The organism is Streptomyces sp. NPDC047108 (genome assembly GCF_040643575.1).
Lineage (GTDB): Bacteria > Actinomycetota > Actinomycetes > Streptomycetales > Streptomycetaceae > Streptomyces.
In genome coordinates, this window is the sequence record NZ_JBEYUP010000008.1 from 226,023 (window position 1) to 241,846 (window position 15,824).

The following is a 15,824-nucleotide window of genomic DNA, read 5'->3' on the forward strand; positions in this document are numbered from 1 at the left end:
CGGTTCGGCGACGGCCGTGGCAGGCTCGCCGTACGGGCACGCCGTGCACGGACGACGACAGCGGACGGATGAACCCATGGCACACCCCCATGCGGGCCGGGCGGACCGAACCGGCGCGGCGCCGGATGCCGTGCTCGGCCTGGACATCGGAGGCACCAAGCTGGCCGCCGGCGTCGTCGGCGCGGACGGTGCCGTGCGCTCGTTCCTGGTGGCACCCACGCTCGCGCAGGAAGGCGTACAGGCCGTGCTGAACCGCCTGTTCGACCTCGGCCGCAAGGCGGTCGACGAGTCCGGCACCGATCCGCTGCGGATCGCCGCGACCGGCATCGGCTGCGGCGGCCCCCTCGACCCCGGCGCGGGCATGCTTCTCTGCCCGCCGCACCTGCCCGGCTGGATCGACGTACCGGTGACCCGCCTCGCCGAGGAGCGCTACGGCAGACCGGCCGTCCTGGACAACGACGCGACCGCCGCCGCGGCCGGGGAGCACCGCTTCGGTGCGGGCGCCGGGGCCCGCCACATGCTCTATCTGACCCTCTCCACCGGTGTCGGCGGCGGTGTCGTCATCGACGGCCGCACCTACCGCGGCGCGGCCGGGAACGGCGGCGAACTCGGCCATGTGACGGTCGACCGCACCGGGCGCCACTGCCGCGGCTGCGGCCGCACCGGCTGCCTCGAGGCGTACGCCTCCGGCACCTCGATCGCCGAACGCGCCCGCGAAGCCGTCGCCGAGGCGGAGGCCGCGGGAGGCCGCACCGCACTCGCCGCGTACGAGCCGCTCACCGCGGCCGACGTGTCGCGCGAGGCCGCGGCGGGTGATCCCGTCGCGGCCGAGGTGTGGATCGCCACCACACAGGCCCTGGCCTGCGGCATCACCTCGCTCGTCAATGTCTTCGAACCCGAACGCGTCGTCCTGGGCGGAGGCGTGACCCGCGCCGGTGAACAACTCCTCGCGCCCGTGCGCCGTCTCGTCCGCGACCAGGCCATGGGGCCGGCGGCCCGTGCCGTACGCATCGTGGCGGCCCGCACCGGTGACCGGGTCGGCGTCGTCGGTGCCGCCGCCGTGGCCTTCGAACGGACCGGCTTCCCCGGCTACGGGGACGACGCCTGATGGCTGTCCTCGCGGGGATCGACGTCGGGACGACGCACTGCAAGGCGGTGCTGTGCACACCCGACGGGACCGTCCTGGCGCACGCCCAGCGCCGTACCCCCGCCGACGGTCACGTCCACGACGTGGCCCGGCTCCAGCAGGCCGCGCTGGACGCGCTGGCCGCCTGCACGGCCGCCGCGGGGCGTACCCCCGACGCCGTGGGCGTCACCGGCATGGCCGAGACGGGCGCCCCGCTCGACCGGGACGGGACGCCGCTGCTGCCCGCGTCGTCCTGGTCCGACCCGCGCCCCGCCGCCCAGGCCGAACGGCTCCGGGGCGACCCCGGCGCCGCCGCGCTGCACGCGTCCACCGGCATCCTGCCCAGCCCCAAGGTGCCCCTGGCCAAATGGCACTGGCTGCGCGACGAACACCCCGCCGTGCTGCGCCGGACCCATGTCTGGGCGGGCGCCGCCGATCTCGTCGCCCAGGCGCTGACCGGCGCCGTGGGGACGGACGCCACGTTCGCCCAGCGGACCATGGCGTGGGACGTGCGGACGGGGACGTGGCGCGAGGACCTGCTCGCCCGCGCGGGCCTCGCCCCGGAGCGCATGCCCACGGTCCGCGCCCCGGGCGAGCCGGTAGGCCGGACCGGCACGGCCACCGCCACCGCTGTCGTGGCGGCCGGGGTGCCGGTCGTGGTCGCCGGGCACGACCACCTCGTCGGCGCCTGGGCCGCGGGGGTGCGCGAAGCGGGCCAGGCGGCCGACTCGATGGGCACGGCGGAGGCGGTCGTGACCGTCGGCGACGGACCGCCGGACGCGGGAGCCGCGGCGCGTGAGGGCATGTCGTACGGGCGGCACGTGGACGGGCGGCACTGGTGCGTCGTCGCGGGGATGTCCGGGTCGGGTGCGCTGGTGGAGTGGTTCTGCGACCGCGTGCTGGGCCTGGGGGACGCGCCCGCCGACGAGCGCTACGGGCGCTTCGCCGACCTCGTCGGGCAGGCGGGCGACGGACCGACGGGCCTGACGGTCGAGCCGTACCTGTACGGAAGGTCCGCGCCGCGCCCTGACCGGGACCGGCGTCTCGCGGTGCACGGGGTGGAGGCGCGGCACGGACTGCCCGAGCTGGCCCGGGGGCTGCTGGAGGGCGCCTCGCACCAGGCGCGCTGGATGGCCGATGTGCAGGGCGAGTTGACGGGCGGAGGGCCGCCGCGGACCGTCACGCTGCTGGGCGGCTCCGTACGTCTGGAGGCGTGGACCGCCGTCAAGGCCGCCGTCTCGCCCTGGCGCACCCTGGTGTGCGCTGTCCCCGACGTCGCCTGCCTGGGAGCCGCGGCCTGGGCGGGGGCGGCGCTCGGCCTGGATCCGGCGGCCGTGACGGGCGAGCGGTACGAGGTGCGGCCCCGGCCGGAGATCGCCCGGGCCCACCGGGCCGCTCACGCACGGGAGTTCCTGCCGACCGTGCAGGCGGGCGGGGCGGGCGGCTGACGGCCGGTGCTGCCACGGGGATGCTTGCCCTGGCGCCGTCGCCGTCGCCGTCGCCGTACCGCCCGTACCGCCGCGGTCATGTCCGTACCGTCGTGGCATCAGGCCCGCAACGCCGCGGCGCCAAGCCCGCATCGCCGCCCGGGCCGCGCCCGTACCGCCACGGTGGCCCGGCCCGCTCAGGACTCCGGCTCGCCCCCCGTCCACTCCCGTGCCAGCACCGACCAGATCTCGGTGTCCTGCCGCTTGCCCCGGTACAGGTAGTTCTCCCGCAGCACGCCGTCGCGCCGCATCCCGACCCGCCGGGCCACGGCGATGCTCGGGGCGTTCTCCGACGAGACCCACCACTCCACGCGGTGGATGCCGCGTTCCCGCACGGCCCAGTCGATGATCACGCGCACGGCGCGGGTCACCAGCCCCCGGCCCGCCGCCGACGGTTCGAGCCAGCAGCCTGCCTCGGCGGTGCCCTGCTCGACGTTCATCGTCCGGAAGAGAACGCCGCCGACCAGCGTGCCGTCCGACCAGATGCCGTGGATCCGGCCCGTGTCCGACGCCGTCTTCTCGGCGTACTGCTGGAGGTACGCGCGGCTCGACTCCAGGTCCGTGACGACGTCGGGCAGTCCGACGTACTGCCCGATGAACTCCCGTCCCCGGTCCATGTGGGCCAGGAATTCCTCGGCCTGCCACGGTTCCAGCGGGCGCAGCTCCGCGCCGTCGTCGCCCAGGGATATCGCGTACATCGTCACCTTCCGGGTCGGCCCGTCCGTGCACACGGACCCCGTGCGCACTGCGGGGGGATCTTCGCACAACGGGCGCGGAGGGCGTCCCCCGCAGCGAGCCGTCCGGCAGGCGGATGCCCTGCTACCGTCGGAATTGCGCGGTTCGCGCAAGAAGTCGTCTCCTGCGGTGCCGGGTGGCCGGCGGAACGGAAGGGGACCGCCACGTGGCCGGTCGGGAGCGCACCTCCACCAGGAACAGGCGCCGCCGCCTGGTGGAACTGCTGGGCGACGACGCCACGAGCGTGCGCGAACTGGCCGCGGAGTTCGGGGTCTCGCTGTCGACCATCCGCCGGGACCTGGCCGTTCTCGCCGACCGCGGCCGCATCACCCGTACGTACGGCGGCGCGGTGGACCCGCGCCGCGCGGAACGGGGCGGCGCGCCGGGCGGTCCTGACGCGGTCGCGGCGGCAGCCGCGGGCCTCGTACGGGGCGGCGAGGTGGTGCTCCTCGACGCCGGACCCGGCGTCGACCGGCTCGCGCGCGAACTGCGCGACCGGACCGACATCACGGTCGTCACCAACGGTCTGCCGACCTTGTTCGAACTGGCCGACGCGTCCGTGGACGTCGTCGTGCTGGGCGGAACGCTGCGCCGCCCCCACGCGGCCCTGGAAGGCACGAGGACGGAACAGGCGCTGCGCAGGATCAGCCCGGACCTCGCGTTCCTCGGTGCCGAAGGGCTCGACCCGGCGCGCGGCATCAACTGCCCGCACCCCGAACAGGCGGCGCTGAAGGAGCTGATGGCCGAGTGCGCCCGCGCCACGTGGGTGCTGACGGACCACGCGGGCGCGGACGCCTCCTTCCCGTACTGGGCCACGGTGCCTCCGGGGACGGGCCTGGTCGCGGCGGGGGACGAGGAGGAGCTGGCCGCGTTCGCGGAGGCCCACTGGACGGTCCGCGGCACGGGGGATCGGGACCGCCGCGCGGGGGAGGGGAGCGCCGCGGAGGGCGGCGGCCGCCTCCGGTAGGGCCGTCGGCAGCAGCGGGACCGTCCCTCCGCGCGCACTCAGCCGGTCAGCCGGTCGCGGGCCTCCGTTCCCGCCGGGGACTCCACCTCGTCCGGGCGCTCCGTGTGGAGCGTCAGCTTCCCTTCGGCCACATCGACCATCACGCGCGTGTGCGGCTGGAGTCTGCCGCTGAGCAGCAGCCGTGACAGGTGGTTGTCCACCTCGCGCTGGATCGTGCGCCGCAGTGGCCGTGCGCCGTACTCCGGCTGGTAGCCGCGGTGCGCCAGCCAGTCGACCGCCTCCGGGCTGAAGTCGACGGTCACGTCCTGGGCCCGCAGCCGGCGCCGGGTCTCGTCGAGCAGCATGTCGGTGATCCGCCGGAGCTGCTCGTCGGTGAGCTGACGGAAGATCACGATCTCGTCGATGCGGTTGAGGAATTCAGGCCGGAAGTGCTCGCGCAGCGGTCTCAACACCCGCTCGCGCCGCGCCTCCTCGTCCGCCTCCCCGTCGCCGCCGGACCCGAAGCCCAGCGTCGCGCCGCGCCCGGAGACGGCCTCCGAGCCCAGGTTGCTGGTCATCACGATGACGGTGTTGGTGAAGTCGACCGTCCGCCCCTGGGAGTCGGTGAGCCGCCCGTCGTCCAGCACCTGCAGCAGGACGTTGAAGACGTCCGGGTGGGCCTTCTCGATCTCGTCGAGCAGCAGCAACGAGTACGGGTGCCGGCGCACGGCCTCCGTGAACTGCCCCGCGTCGTCGTGCCCGACGTACCCCGGCGGGGCTCCGACCAGTCGGCTGACCGTGTGCCGCTCCTGGTACTCGCTCATGTCGAGGCGGACCATGCGGTCCTCGCTCCCGAACAGCGCCTCCGCCAAGGCGCGGGCGAGTTCGGTCTTGCCCACGCCCGTCGGCCCGAGGAAGAGGAAGCTGCCCACGGGCCGGTCGGGGCTGGACAGCCCGGCGCGGGAGCGCAGCACCGCGTCCGCGACGGCGGTGACGGCTTCGTCCTGGCCGATGACCCGCTGGTGCAGATGGTCCTCCAGGCCCAGCAGACGCTGCTTCTCCTCCTGGGTGAGGCTGCTGACGGGGATGCCGGTCTGCCGCGAGACGATGTCGGCGATGTCCTCGACGGTGACCTCGGGGATGCGGTCCGTGTCGGGCTGTTCCTTGCGCTTGCTCTCCTCGATCCGCTTCTCCAACTCGGCGCTGCGGTCGCGTACTTGGACCGCGGTCTCGAAGTCCTCGGCCGCCACGGCCTGCGCCTTGTCCCGGCGGAGCTGCTCGATCTCGCGCTCCAGGGCGCGGACGTCCGTGCCGCGCGTTGAGGAGCGCAGCCGCACCCGTGCCCCGGCCTGGTCCATGAGGTCGATCGCCTTGTCGGGGAGGAAGCGCTCGGTGAGGTAGCGGTCGGAGAGTTCGACGGCGGCCAGCAGGGTCTCGTCGGTGTAGCGGACCTGGTGGTGCGCTTCGTAGCGGTCGCGCAGCCCGCGCAGGATCTCGACGGCCTCCTCCGGGCTCGGCTCGGGGACCAGGACGGGCTGGAACCGGCGGGCGAGCGCGGCGTCCTTCTCGATGTAGCGCCGGTACTCCTCCAGTGTGCTCGCCCCGATGACGTGCAGCTCACCGCGGGCCAGCGCGGGCTTGAGCATGTTGCTCGCGTCCATCGGCCCGCCCTCGGCGCCGCCCCCGCCCGCGCCCACGACCGTGTGCAGTTCGTCGATGAAGACGACCAACTCGTCCGAGTGGGAACGGATTTCGTTGATCACGGCGGTCAGACGCTCCTCGAAGTCACCGCGGTAGCGGGTGCCCGCGACGATGCCGGACAGGTCGAGCCGTACGACCCGCCGGCCCAGCAGGATGCCGGGGACGTCGCCCTCGACGATGCGCTGGGAGAGCCCTTCGACGATCGCGGTCTTGCCGACCCCGGCCTCGCCGATGAGCACCGGGTTGTTCTTGCCGCGCCGGGCCAGCACCTCGACGGTCTGCTCGATCTCCTCGTCGCGCCCGATCACCGGGTCGATGCGCCCGTCGCGCGCCAGGGCGGTGAGGTCGCGCCCGTACTTGTCGAGCGTCGGCGTGCCCTGGTCGCCCGCGCCGGGGCGCTGCTCGGGGGAGCGGGGCGGGGACGCGAAGCCGCCGGGCGCGCCGCCGGGGGTGCCCGTGCGCGGATCGAAGTGGGCGGCGTTGAGGATCTGCCCGGCCGTGGAGTCGCGGTTGGCGGCCAGGGCCACCAGGACGTGCTCGGGCCCGATGTACGAGGCGCCGGTGGACCGGGCGATGTCGTGGGCGTCGAGCAGGGCGCGCTTGACGGCGGGCGTGACGGCGATGGAGCGGCGCGGCGGGCCCTCGCCCGCCTTCCGGTCGATCTGGGCCGCGATGGCGTCGGGGTCGGCCCCGGCGCGGGACACCATGGCCCGCGTCGGGCCGGCGCTGAGCGCGGCCCGGAGGAGGTGCTGTGTGTCGAGGTCGGTGCTGCCGTGCTCGGCGGCGTACGAGGCGGCGGCCGATACGAGCTGCCGCGCCGGTTCGCTCATCAGGCGACCGAAGTCCATGTATCTCGAGTCGGACCGCCGGTTCTGCGGCCCTGTGCCGAGCAAGTGTGCAAGGAAGTCTCCGAGCGGGTCCCGGCCGTACTCCTCGGGACCCCTGTACCCGCTGTTCATAGGCATCCGTCCCGATGGCCCGGAAGCACCGGGCCACGCTGTCGTCGTGTGCGGTGCGGCTGCGGGGCGGGTTTCCCCGTCCGCCCGGGCGACACGTCGTCGTGGGGCTTCTTCCGTCACATCGCTCGATGGGCGCCCACCTTTCGCTGTGCCGCCGGGGGATTCCTCACACGATTCCTCACTCGACGGGCCAGGTGTGTGCGGGGGCGTTGAGGTGCATGAAGTCGATGTACTGCAGGGTCATGCGGCGCAGCGCCTCGTGGTGCCCGACATGGTCGGTGGACTCGATCCGGTGGTACGTCTCCGCCTGCCACAGGGCCCCGTTGCGCTGGGTGACGCAGCGCTGTTCGATGATGCCGAGCATCGGCTCGCGCCACGCGGAGTCGATGCCGGAGCGGTCCAGCCCTTCGTGGGCGAGGGGCAGCAGCCGCCGCAGCACCAGCTCGGAGACGGGCACTTCGCCCATCCCGGGCCAGTAGAGGCGGGCGTCCATGCCGTGCATCGCGGCGGCGTGCAGATTGTCCTCGGCCGCCGCGAAGGACATGCGGGACCAGACCGGCCGCTCCTCGTCCACCAGTGCGCGCAGCAGACCGTAGTAGAGCGCCCCGTTGGCGGTGGTGTCGGCCATGGTGGGGCCCGCGGGCAGCACCCGGTTCTCGATACGGAGGTGGGGCGTGCCGTTGACGACGGCGTAGACGGGGCGGTTCCAGCGGTAGATCGTGCCGTTGTGCAGGGTGAGTTCGGGCAGGTCGGGGATCTCGCCGCGTTTGAGCGACTCCAGCGGGTCCCCGGGCTCGCACAGGGGGAGCAGCGCGGGGAAGTAGCGGACGTTCTCCTCGAACAGGTCGAAGACCGAGGTGATCCAGCGTTCCCCGAACCAGACCCGGGGCCGTACGCCCTGCGCCTTGAGCTCCACCGCGCGCGTGTCCGTGGCCTGCTCGAACAGCGGGATGCGGGTCTCCCGCCACAGCTCCTTGCCGAAGAGGAAGGGGGAGTTGGCCGACATGGCGACCTGGACCCCGGCGATGGCCTGCGCGGCGTTCCAGTAGTCGGCGAACTCGTCCGGGCTGACCTGGAGATGGAACTGCGTGCTGGTGCAGGCGGCCTCGGGCGTGATCGTGTCCGCGTAGGTGCGCAGCCGGTCGACGCCGTCGATGGCGATGCGCAGGTCCTCGCCGCGGGCCTGGAAGATCTGCTCGTTGAGGAGGCGGTAGCGCGGGTTGTCGACGAGGGCGTCCTCGCTGACGTCGTCCTGCTGGAGCGTGGGCAGGATGCCCACCATGATCAGATGGGCGCCGACCGTCGCGGCTCGGTCCTCGGCGTGGTTGAGGGCGTCGCGTACGTCCTGTTCCCAGGCGCCCGGGCCGCCGGTGGTCAGCCGGCGCGGCGGGATGTTGATCTCGAGGTTGAAGCGGCCCAGCTCACTGGACCAGAACGGGTCCGCGATGGCCTGCAGCACCTCGGTGCTCTGCATCACGGGCTCGGCGGAGTCGTCGACGAGGTTGAGCTCGATCTCGAGGCCGACCTGCGGGCGTTCGGTCTCGAAGCGCTCCTCGCGCAGCATGTGGGCGAAGGCGTCCAGGCACCGGTGCATCTTCTGCCGGTACTCGCGGCGGTCTTCGCGGGTGAACACCCGCGCGGGGACGTCGCGTCCCATCTGTCCTCCCGAGGCCTGCTCGGCGGACACTCCCTGTGCCTGTCAGCGTCCCACGACCCGCCCGCGCCTGCCAGCGACCGCCGGACCCGGTACGGACGGCGTACGCGCGGAAGCTCAGGGTGACCCGGCCTCGCCGCACGGAACGGACGGGCGTGCGGTGGCGGGGCGCGGGTCTGACGGGGTGGGACCGAACGGCCGCGGCGGGGGTGGTCGTAGCGGGGAGGGGGTGGTCGCGGAGTGCGTCACTCCTCGGCGGAGGCTTCCGGCGCCCGGCCGTCGGGCGGGCTGACCCAGCCGCAGAGGCCGCAGACATAGCGGTTCTGCAGGCCGTCTATCTGCGCTCCGCAGGCTGGGCAGGTGGTGGTCGAGTACGTCTCGTTGCTCAACGCTGCGCCCCGCAATTCCCGCAGAGCCAGCCGCCGTTGGGACTCTGTTGCATCTGGCCGCCGCACTGAGGGCATTGATTCCGGGTTTCTGCCGGATCGATTCTCACAGCGAACTCCCGTCGTCCGTTCATTAGTGGAGACGCACGGGAACGTCACAGGTTCCATCCGCCGCTCTCATGGTCAACCTTTGGCCTGAACAATGCTCTCCGTAGGCACATTACGGATGGCCGTTCCCGGGCGCTCATCTGACGCTGCGACGGATCACGGTCTGCAACAGGCCCGTCACCTGCGGAAGTATGAGCGTCTCGCCTTCCTCGAGCACTGCCGGCGGGGCGACTGCCCGGTCCGGCGCGGCGCATGCGTGGACGGTCCGCTCTTCACCTCATCAGCGACCGACCCCCTCGTCCTCCCCTCATTCGCCACGGTCGCTTCAGCCTTCTTGCCTATGCCCGGCTTCAGGTCGGTCCAGCCCCCGGTCGTGGGGCGTGCCGGAGCCCGGGGGCGCGGTTGCGGAACGGTGGTGACGGGTGGGGCTGCTGTGGCCTGGGCGGCGCTGTCGGTGAGCAAAGTCACACCGCATGGAGGGGGATCCTCCGCATTTCGTCCCGATGTGCGGAGGGGGCGATGCGCGTACGGGCCCGGGGTGTTGGCGGATCGGCGCCGGTGCGGGCGGGAGGGGCGAGCGGCATCTCTGGGTGGATGTATAACCCAATGATATAAGTGGGTTATGGAAATCCGTTCGGACAGTGAAGGCGCCCCCTCGGTTCTCGACGGCGACCCCGAGGCCGGGGAGGTGGCGGCGGCGCTGGAACGCCTCTTCCGTCTGTTCCGCCGGCTCGGCACGCCCACGGACCTCTCCCTCACCGCCGTGTCGACGCTGAGCGACCTGGAACGGACGGGGCCCGGCCGCCTCACCGCGCTCGCCGCCCGGGAGGGCGTCACCCAGCCGGCGATGACCCAGCTCATCTCCCGCCTGCAGGAATCCGGACTGGTGACACGGGCCTCCGATCCGGAGGACCGCCGGGTGGTCCGTGTGCACATCACCGACGCCGGTCGCGACGCGCTGGCCCGCCGTCGGGCGGCTCGCGCGGAGCGCCTCGGTCATCTGCTGGAACGGCTGAGCCCGGACGATCGCGCCGCGCTCACCGCGGCCCTCCCCGCCATCGACACCCTGACCCGGCTGGAGCCCGAGAGCCGTACGGGTGCCCCTCGTTCCTCGCCCTGAGATCGCCCCGACCGCGTCCCCCGACCGCATCGCCCTGCCACGGCACCGCCCGTACCCCACCCCCCGCACCGCCCACCGCACGGAAAGCGTCCGAAACGGAGCACCCGTATGACCGGCGCCTCAACCCGCCCCGCCGCGACCGGCCCCGCCGCGACCGGCCCCGCATCGACCGGCCTCGCCGCAAGCCCTTTCCGGCAGCCGAAGGCCGTCTTCGCCGTCGCCTTCGCCTGCGTCGTGTCCTTCATGGGCATCGGCCTCGTCGACCCGATCCTGCCCGCGATATCCCACGACCTGCACGCGACACCGAGTCAGGTGACGCTGCTGTTCACCAGCTATCTCGTCGTCACCGCGGTCGCGATGCTGATCACCGGTTGGGTCTCCAGCCGCATCGGCGCCAAGCGCACGCTGCTCGCCGGGCTCACCATGGTCGTGGCGTTCAGCGCCCTGGCCGGAACCGCGGACGGCATCGCCGGGATCGTCGGCTTCCGGGCGGGCTGGGGCGTGGGGAACGCGCTCTTCATCGCCACCTCCCTCGCCGTGATCGTCGCCTCCGCCAGCGGCGGCTTCTCCGGCGCGATCATCCTCTACGAGGCCGCGCTCGGCCTCGGCATCGCCGTCGGCCCGCTCCTCGGCGGTCTCCTCGGCAGCATCAGCTGGCGCGGCCCGTTCTACGGCGTCGCGGCCCTGATGGCCGTCGCGCTCCTCGCCACCGCCGTCCTCGTCGAACCCCTCCCGATGCCCCGCCGCAGGACACGGCTCGGCGACCCCCTGCGCGCTCTCCGCCACCGCGGGCTGCTGACCTTGTCGCTGACCGCGCTCTGCTACAACTGGGCCTTCTTCACCGTCCTCGGCTACGCCCCGTTCCCGATGGACCTCGGCGCGGTCCAGCTCGGTCTCGTCTTCACCGGCTGGGGACTGCTCGTCGCCGTCTTCTCCGTGTTCGGCGCCCCGTGGCTGCAGCGCCGGCTCGGCCTTGCCCGCACTCTGTACGCCAACCTCGCGCTGTTCGCGGTCGTCGTACTCGTCATCGCCGTCTGGACCACGCACACGGCCGTCCTCGTCACCGCCGTCATCGTGGCCGGTGTCTTCATCGGCGTGAACAACACGGTCACCACCCAGGCCGTCATGACCGTCTCGCCCGTCGAGCGCCCCGTCGCCTCAGCCGCCTACGGCTTCGTCCGCTTCATCGGCGGCGGGCTCGCCCCCTTCGCCGCGGGGAAGCTGGTCGAGGCGACCGATGTGCACGTGCCCTTCTACGTCGGGGCGGCGGCCCTCGTCCTGGGCATCGCGGTCCTCTCCACGGCGCACGGGCTCCTGGGACAGGCGGAGCGGGCGATGGAAACCGCGGACGCGGAGCAGCCGCCGACGAATACGGAAGAGCGGCCGCCCGCGTCCGCCGGAGGCCCGCACGCGGAGCGAGCCGCGTCGGCAACTCCCTGACGCCGCACGGCGACTCGCCCCGTACGGGGGCCGGACATCGCGAGGGCCCGCCGGTTCGCCGGCGGGCCCTCACGCCTCCTCACATCCCCGTGTCGCAGCAGGTGTCCCGGCGCAGCTGCCGCCCGACCTCCAGCCACTTCTCGGCGTCGCGGCCCCGATTCCCGTCTCCGCCCGCCCGGACGCCTGCCCCGGCATCCGGGACGGTGAAGTCCCTTACCAGCTCTGCCTGTTCGTACCGAACGCCGCCGCGCAGCACCGACACCGTCCGGACCATCGCGTCGAAGTCCGTGAAGGGATCACCGTCCACCACGGTCAGGTCGGCCAGCTTGCCCTCCTCCAGTGTGCCGAGATCGCGGTCCGCGCCGAAGACCCGCGCGGGCAGCACGGTCGCGGTGCGAAGCGCCTGGGCCGGGGAGAGCCCGTGGCGGTGCAGCGCCCGCAGGCCGAGGTGCAGCGCGAGGCCGACCGGCACGAGCGGGGTGTCCGTCCCGAGCGCCACGATCCCGCCGCCGTCGAGCACCGAGCGGTAGACGCCCATCTCCGTACGCAGCGTGGCGAGTTCACCGTCCGTGGGCGGCTTCCCGGCCAGCTGCTCGACGAGCGCCACGTCCCACGGAGGCATCAGGGCGGTGACCCGCGGGTCCCGTGCGAGCGACGGATCGGTCCCGAGCAGCGGCATGGCCGTGAACGGCGTCGCGACGAGCGACAGGTTCCCGGAGGCGTAGAGGTCCACGAGGTCCCGGTAGGCCCGGCCGGACGCCGTCGTGGCGTGTCCGAACTCCAGCCGCTGCGTGGCCTGCAGATGCGTCGTCAGGTCCTGCCCCAGCTGCAGACCCGGGGTGCACAGGTGGCTGCCCGCGCGCACCCCCAGCCGGTGCGCGAACCGGGCGGCGTCCTCCATCATCCAACCGGGCGCCCGGACATACGTCTTGACGAAATCCCAGTCCAGTGCGGCCGCCCGCTCCAGGGAGCGGCGGAGCCCTTCCCTCGTACGGTGCGCCCTGCCCATGCTGTATGCGACGCGGGCGCCGTCCAGGAGTTCGCCGGTGGCCAGCAGCCGGGGCGCGGCCAGCGCTCCGGCCGCGATCGCCTCGCGGAGCCGGGCCTGTTCGTAGGCGAAGCCGCCCAGCGAGACCGCCGTGGTGATGCCGTACGCGAGCTGGGTCACCGTCTGGCGGCCGCCGTAGGTGTACTGCCACGGGTGGGTGTGCGCGTCCCAGAGGCCCGGGACCACGGTGCGCTCCGATGCGTCGACGCGGCGCGCGGCCCGGCGCCGGGCGCGGTGCGGTTCGACGGCGGCGATCCGGGCGTTCCGCACCACAACGTCGACGTCCTCGCGAGTGGCCTCGCCCGTCCCGTCCCAGAACTTCCCGGCATGCACGACCGTGTCCTCCGGTACCGGACGCCGGTAGTCGAGCGGGATCCGGACCGTACGGGCACGGCCCGACGCCAGGTCGAGCAGACGCAGCCTGCCGCCCGAGAGATAGAGCAGCGAACGGGAGTCGGCGGACCACGAGGGATGGTCGGCCGACTCGTCGGTCAGCCGGCGCGGCTCCCCGTCGGGCGTCCCGTCCGGCCGTACGGGCAGCAGCCACAGCGCGGATTCGGAGATCACCGCCATGTGGCGGCCGTCAGGGGACCACGCGGGACCGGAGTCGTAGCGGTCCGAGATCGACTGGTGCGGCGCGACGGCGTGCAACCGGGCCGTCCCGTCGCGGGTGTCGACGACGCGGATCAGGTTGTAGCCCTCGCGGAAGCGCTGATCGAGCCGGTTGCGGTCGCAGAGCGCGACGAACCGGCCGTCCGGCGACCAGCTCGGCCGGCCGGGCAGCCCTCCGGCGCCGAGGGGCTGAGCGAGCAGCCGGTCGGTACCGGCGGCGAGGTCGCGCAGCACGAGGTTCCCCGTCATGTCCAGCGTCGCGAGGCGGGTGCCGTCGGGGGAGAGCGCGGGCTGCACCCGGCCGCCGGTGGCGAGCACCGTCTCCTCGCCGGACGTCAGGTCGTGGCGGCGGACCGCGTAGAGGCCGTCGCGGTCGTCGGCGTAGAGCAGCGCGCGCCCGTCGGAGGTCCACGAGGGCCCGAGGACGTACGTGGTGGTGCTCGCCCGTACGACCCTCCGCGGCCGTGGGACGCCGCCCTCGCCCTCGGAGGAAACACCGGCCACCCAGAGGGAGTTGAGGGCGGCGAACGCCACCCGCTTCCCGTCGGGGGACAGGGCGGGGAGGTGCACCCCGCGGACGGCACGCACCCCGCCTCCTTCGAAGTCGTAGCGCTTGACGGGATAGTGGGGACGGTCCAGGCGCATCGTCGCGGTGAACGGGATCTCCCGGCCGTCGCCCGGCGCCTCAGGGCGCAGCAACCGGTACTGCCCGCCGATCGTCAGCAGCAGCTCGCCACCCGCGGTCCACCGCGGCGGCACGGGCGCCACATCGCCCTCGACGGCGACCCGTTCACCGTCCACGACGAGCGCGCAGGACGCCTGCGGAGCAGGCGTCGTCCGCAGATACGCCAGGCGCCCGTCCGCCGACAGCGCGGGCGTCATGATCTGGACGGGGTCCGTCTCGCTGCGCTCCACCGTCACCGCGCCCGAACCGTCGGCCCGTACGGACGCGACGGTACGGGCCTCCAGCGTGGTCCCGGTCGCGCGACCACGCACGAACAGCACGCGCGCGCCGTCCGGCGACCATGTGGGGTCGAAGTCCTCCCAGGGCCCGTCCTGTGACGGACCGTCCTGTCCGGGCACGCCGGTTATGCGGGTCAGACCGCCGGAGTTCACGTCCAGGACCCAGATGCGGTACGGGCTTCCGGCCACCGGGTCGCCGCCCCGCTCCGAGGAGAAGGCGATCCGCGTGCCGTCGGGCGACCAGGCCGGTCCGCGGTCGTCCCACGGTCCGTCGGTGCGCTGCCGCAGCTCCGACCCGTCCGGGCGCAGCGTCCAGATGTGGAAGCCGCCGCCCCGGTACGCGCAGACGGCGAGGAGTTCGCCGTCGGGGGAGTGGACGGGCCGTGTGGGTTCGAGATCGGGTGGCGTGAGCGGCTCGGCGCGCCCGCCGTTCCCCGGGATCGACCACAGGATGTTCTGCACCTCGGCGACGAGCCGGTCCCCGCCGGGACTGAGGGTGCCGGAGCCGTTGGTGGCGGATGTGAGGGTGACGGAGACCGGGGTGGACGTTGAGGCCGCCGCGGCCGGAGCGGCCAGGGCGGCACCGGAGGCCGTCGCGGTGCCCGCCGCGGCTGTGGTCACCGCCGCGGCTTGGAGGAACCGGCGCCTGGACAGCGCGCCGCGGGAGTCATCGGATGTCGCCAACATGCCTCCTGCATCAGGGAGTTGGGGCGATGCCCCGGGAAGGCGCGACGGGCGGGTCCGCCCGGCGCTTGATCGTCGCATCCGTCACCCGGCCGTGGTCAACACCGCCACGGGAAGCACACCGGTACGGCGTGCGGCGGCCCTGGACCTGCGCCGCGTGCGGGCTCAGAGTCGTACGGCCTCGACCAGCACCAGACGCTCCGGGTGGAGCATCGGCGCCTGGATCCCCACCGTGGCGAGTGCCCGGCCCGTCAACTCCACGCCCTCGCCCCACCACGGCAGCGGCGTACGAGAAGGCCCCTCGGCGCGGTCACCCGGCGGCAGCGGCGCGAGCCGGTGCACCGCGTCCTCGTCCAGACCCGGAAGGCGGACGCGGCCGGGCGGTGCCACCACGCCCGTCGCCGTCTGCACGAACGCGTACAGCGCGCGGGAGCGGTCGGGCTCCACCACACCGTGCACCCACAGGGCCGGGTCGGGATGATCGCCGCGGACCACCGTCCCGCTGTGCAGCAGCGGCCACAGCTCTTTGTACGCGGCGATCCACTCCGCCAGCCGGGCGCGGTCAGCGCCGCCTCGTCCGTCGCGCCGAGATCGGCGCCCCAGTGGACGACCCGGGGCAGCAGTTTCCCCGAGCAGTCGAGGACGAGGCTGGTGCCGGCGGCCCGGAGATGAAGCAGGTCGGGGGAGTCGCGGTCGGGCCGCTCGGGGGAGTCGCCCTGGGGCCGCTCCGGGGCGTGGCCGTGGTGGGGGCGGGGGGAGTTGCCGTTGCCCACGCGGACCCCTTGATCGGTGGCGTGGGCCCGTCAGAGTAGTGGCCGGTCCCGCCCGGGCACGGGTGCGCGCGCAGGCGCGTAC

11 protein-coding genes are annotated in these 15,824 nt (G+C 73.6%); 5 read left to right on the forward strand and 6 right to left on the reverse strand.

From position 1 onward, the window contains the following. The first annotated feature begins 76 nt into the window (after positions 1 to 76). On the forward strand, positions 77 to 1,108 hold the full coding sequence (locus ABZ822_RS18915) for an ROK family protein (RefSeq protein ID WP_360854806.1): 1,032 nt from the start codon (positions 77 to 79) through the stop codon (positions 1,106 to 1,108). Beyond that, positions 1,108 to 2,574, forward strand: coding sequence for an FGGY family carbohydrate kinase (locus tag ABZ822_RS18920; protein ID WP_360854809.1), 1,467 nt, complete (start codon positions 1,108 to 1,110; stop codon positions 2,572 to 2,574). The genes ABZ822_RS18915 and ABZ822_RS18920 overlap by 1 nt, the downstream gene beginning before the upstream one ends. 176 nt (positions 2,575 to 2,750) lie before the next feature. Here ABZ822_RS18920 and ABZ822_RS18925 read toward each other — a convergent pair whose 3' ends face one another. Beyond that, positions 2,751 to 3,311, reverse strand: a complete 561-nt coding sequence (locus ABZ822_RS18925) for a GNAT family protein (protein WP_360854812.1) — start codon at positions 3,309 to 3,311, stop codon at positions 2,751 to 2,753. A gap of 203 nt (positions 3,312 to 3,514) precedes the next feature. On the opposite strand from ABZ822_RS18925, the gene ABZ822_RS18930 reads away from it, so the two are divergent. Then, complete coding sequence (locus ABZ822_RS18930) at positions 3,515 to 4,315, forward strand: DeoR/GlpR family DNA-binding transcription regulator (protein WP_360854815.1); 801 nt, start codon at positions 3,515 to 3,517, stop codon at positions 4,313 to 4,315. A 38-nt stretch (positions 4,316 to 4,353) separates the two neighbouring features. Here the strand turns inward: ABZ822_RS18930 and ABZ822_RS18935 are convergent, their stop codons facing one another. The 3 genes from ABZ822_RS18935 to ABZ822_RS18945 form a co-directional block, all read right to left on the reverse strand. Further along, positions 4,354 to 6,954 carry an ATP-dependent Clp protease ATP-binding subunit gene (locus ABZ822_RS18935; protein WP_360854818.1) on the reverse strand — a complete coding sequence of 867 codons (2,601 nt, stop codon included), beginning with the start codon at positions 6,952 to 6,954 and terminating at the stop codon, positions 4,354 to 4,356. A gap of 178 nt (positions 6,955 to 7,132) precedes the next feature. Continuing rightward, positions 7,133 to 8,611, reverse strand: coding sequence for a glutamate--cysteine ligase (locus ABZ822_RS18940; RefSeq protein WP_360854821.1), 1,479 nt, complete (start codon positions 8,609 to 8,611; stop codon positions 7,133 to 7,135). A 242-nt stretch (positions 8,612 to 8,853) separates the two neighbouring features. After that, positions 8,854 to 8,997: a hypothetical protein gene (locus ABZ822_RS18945; protein ID WP_360854825.1), complete on the reverse strand. Its 144-nt coding sequence runs from the start codon at positions 8,995 to 8,997 to the stop codon at positions 8,854 to 8,856. 727 nt (positions 8,998 to 9,724) lie between these two features. Here ABZ822_RS18945 and ABZ822_RS18950 point away from each other — a divergent pair. Beyond that, on the forward strand, positions 9,725 to 10,222 hold the full coding sequence (locus ABZ822_RS18950) for a MarR family transcriptional regulator (protein WP_360854828.1): 498 nt from the start codon (positions 9,725 to 9,727) through the stop codon (positions 10,220 to 10,222). Positions 10,223 to 10,330: 108 nt separating this feature from the next. Further along, entirely contained in the window at positions 10,331 to 11,662 is a 1,332-nt protein-coding gene (locus ABZ822_RS18955; RefSeq protein ID WP_360854831.1) for an MFS transporter, read from the forward strand. 79 nt (positions 11,663 to 11,741) lie between these two features. Here the strand turns inward: ABZ822_RS18955 and ABZ822_RS18960 are convergent, their stop codons facing one another. Then, on the reverse strand, positions 11,742 to 14,972 hold the full coding sequence (locus tag ABZ822_RS18960; RefSeq protein WP_360854834.1) for an amidohydrolase family protein: 3,231 nt from the start codon (positions 14,970 to 14,972) through the stop codon (positions 11,742 to 11,744). A gap of 162 nt (positions 14,973 to 15,134) precedes the next feature. Further along, positions 15,135 to 15,464, reverse strand: a complete 330-nt coding sequence (locus tag ABZ822_RS18965) for a GH36 C-terminal domain-containing protein (protein ID WP_360854837.1) — start codon at positions 15,462 to 15,464, stop codon at positions 15,135 to 15,137. Positions 15,465 to 15,824: the final 360 nt, after the last annotated feature.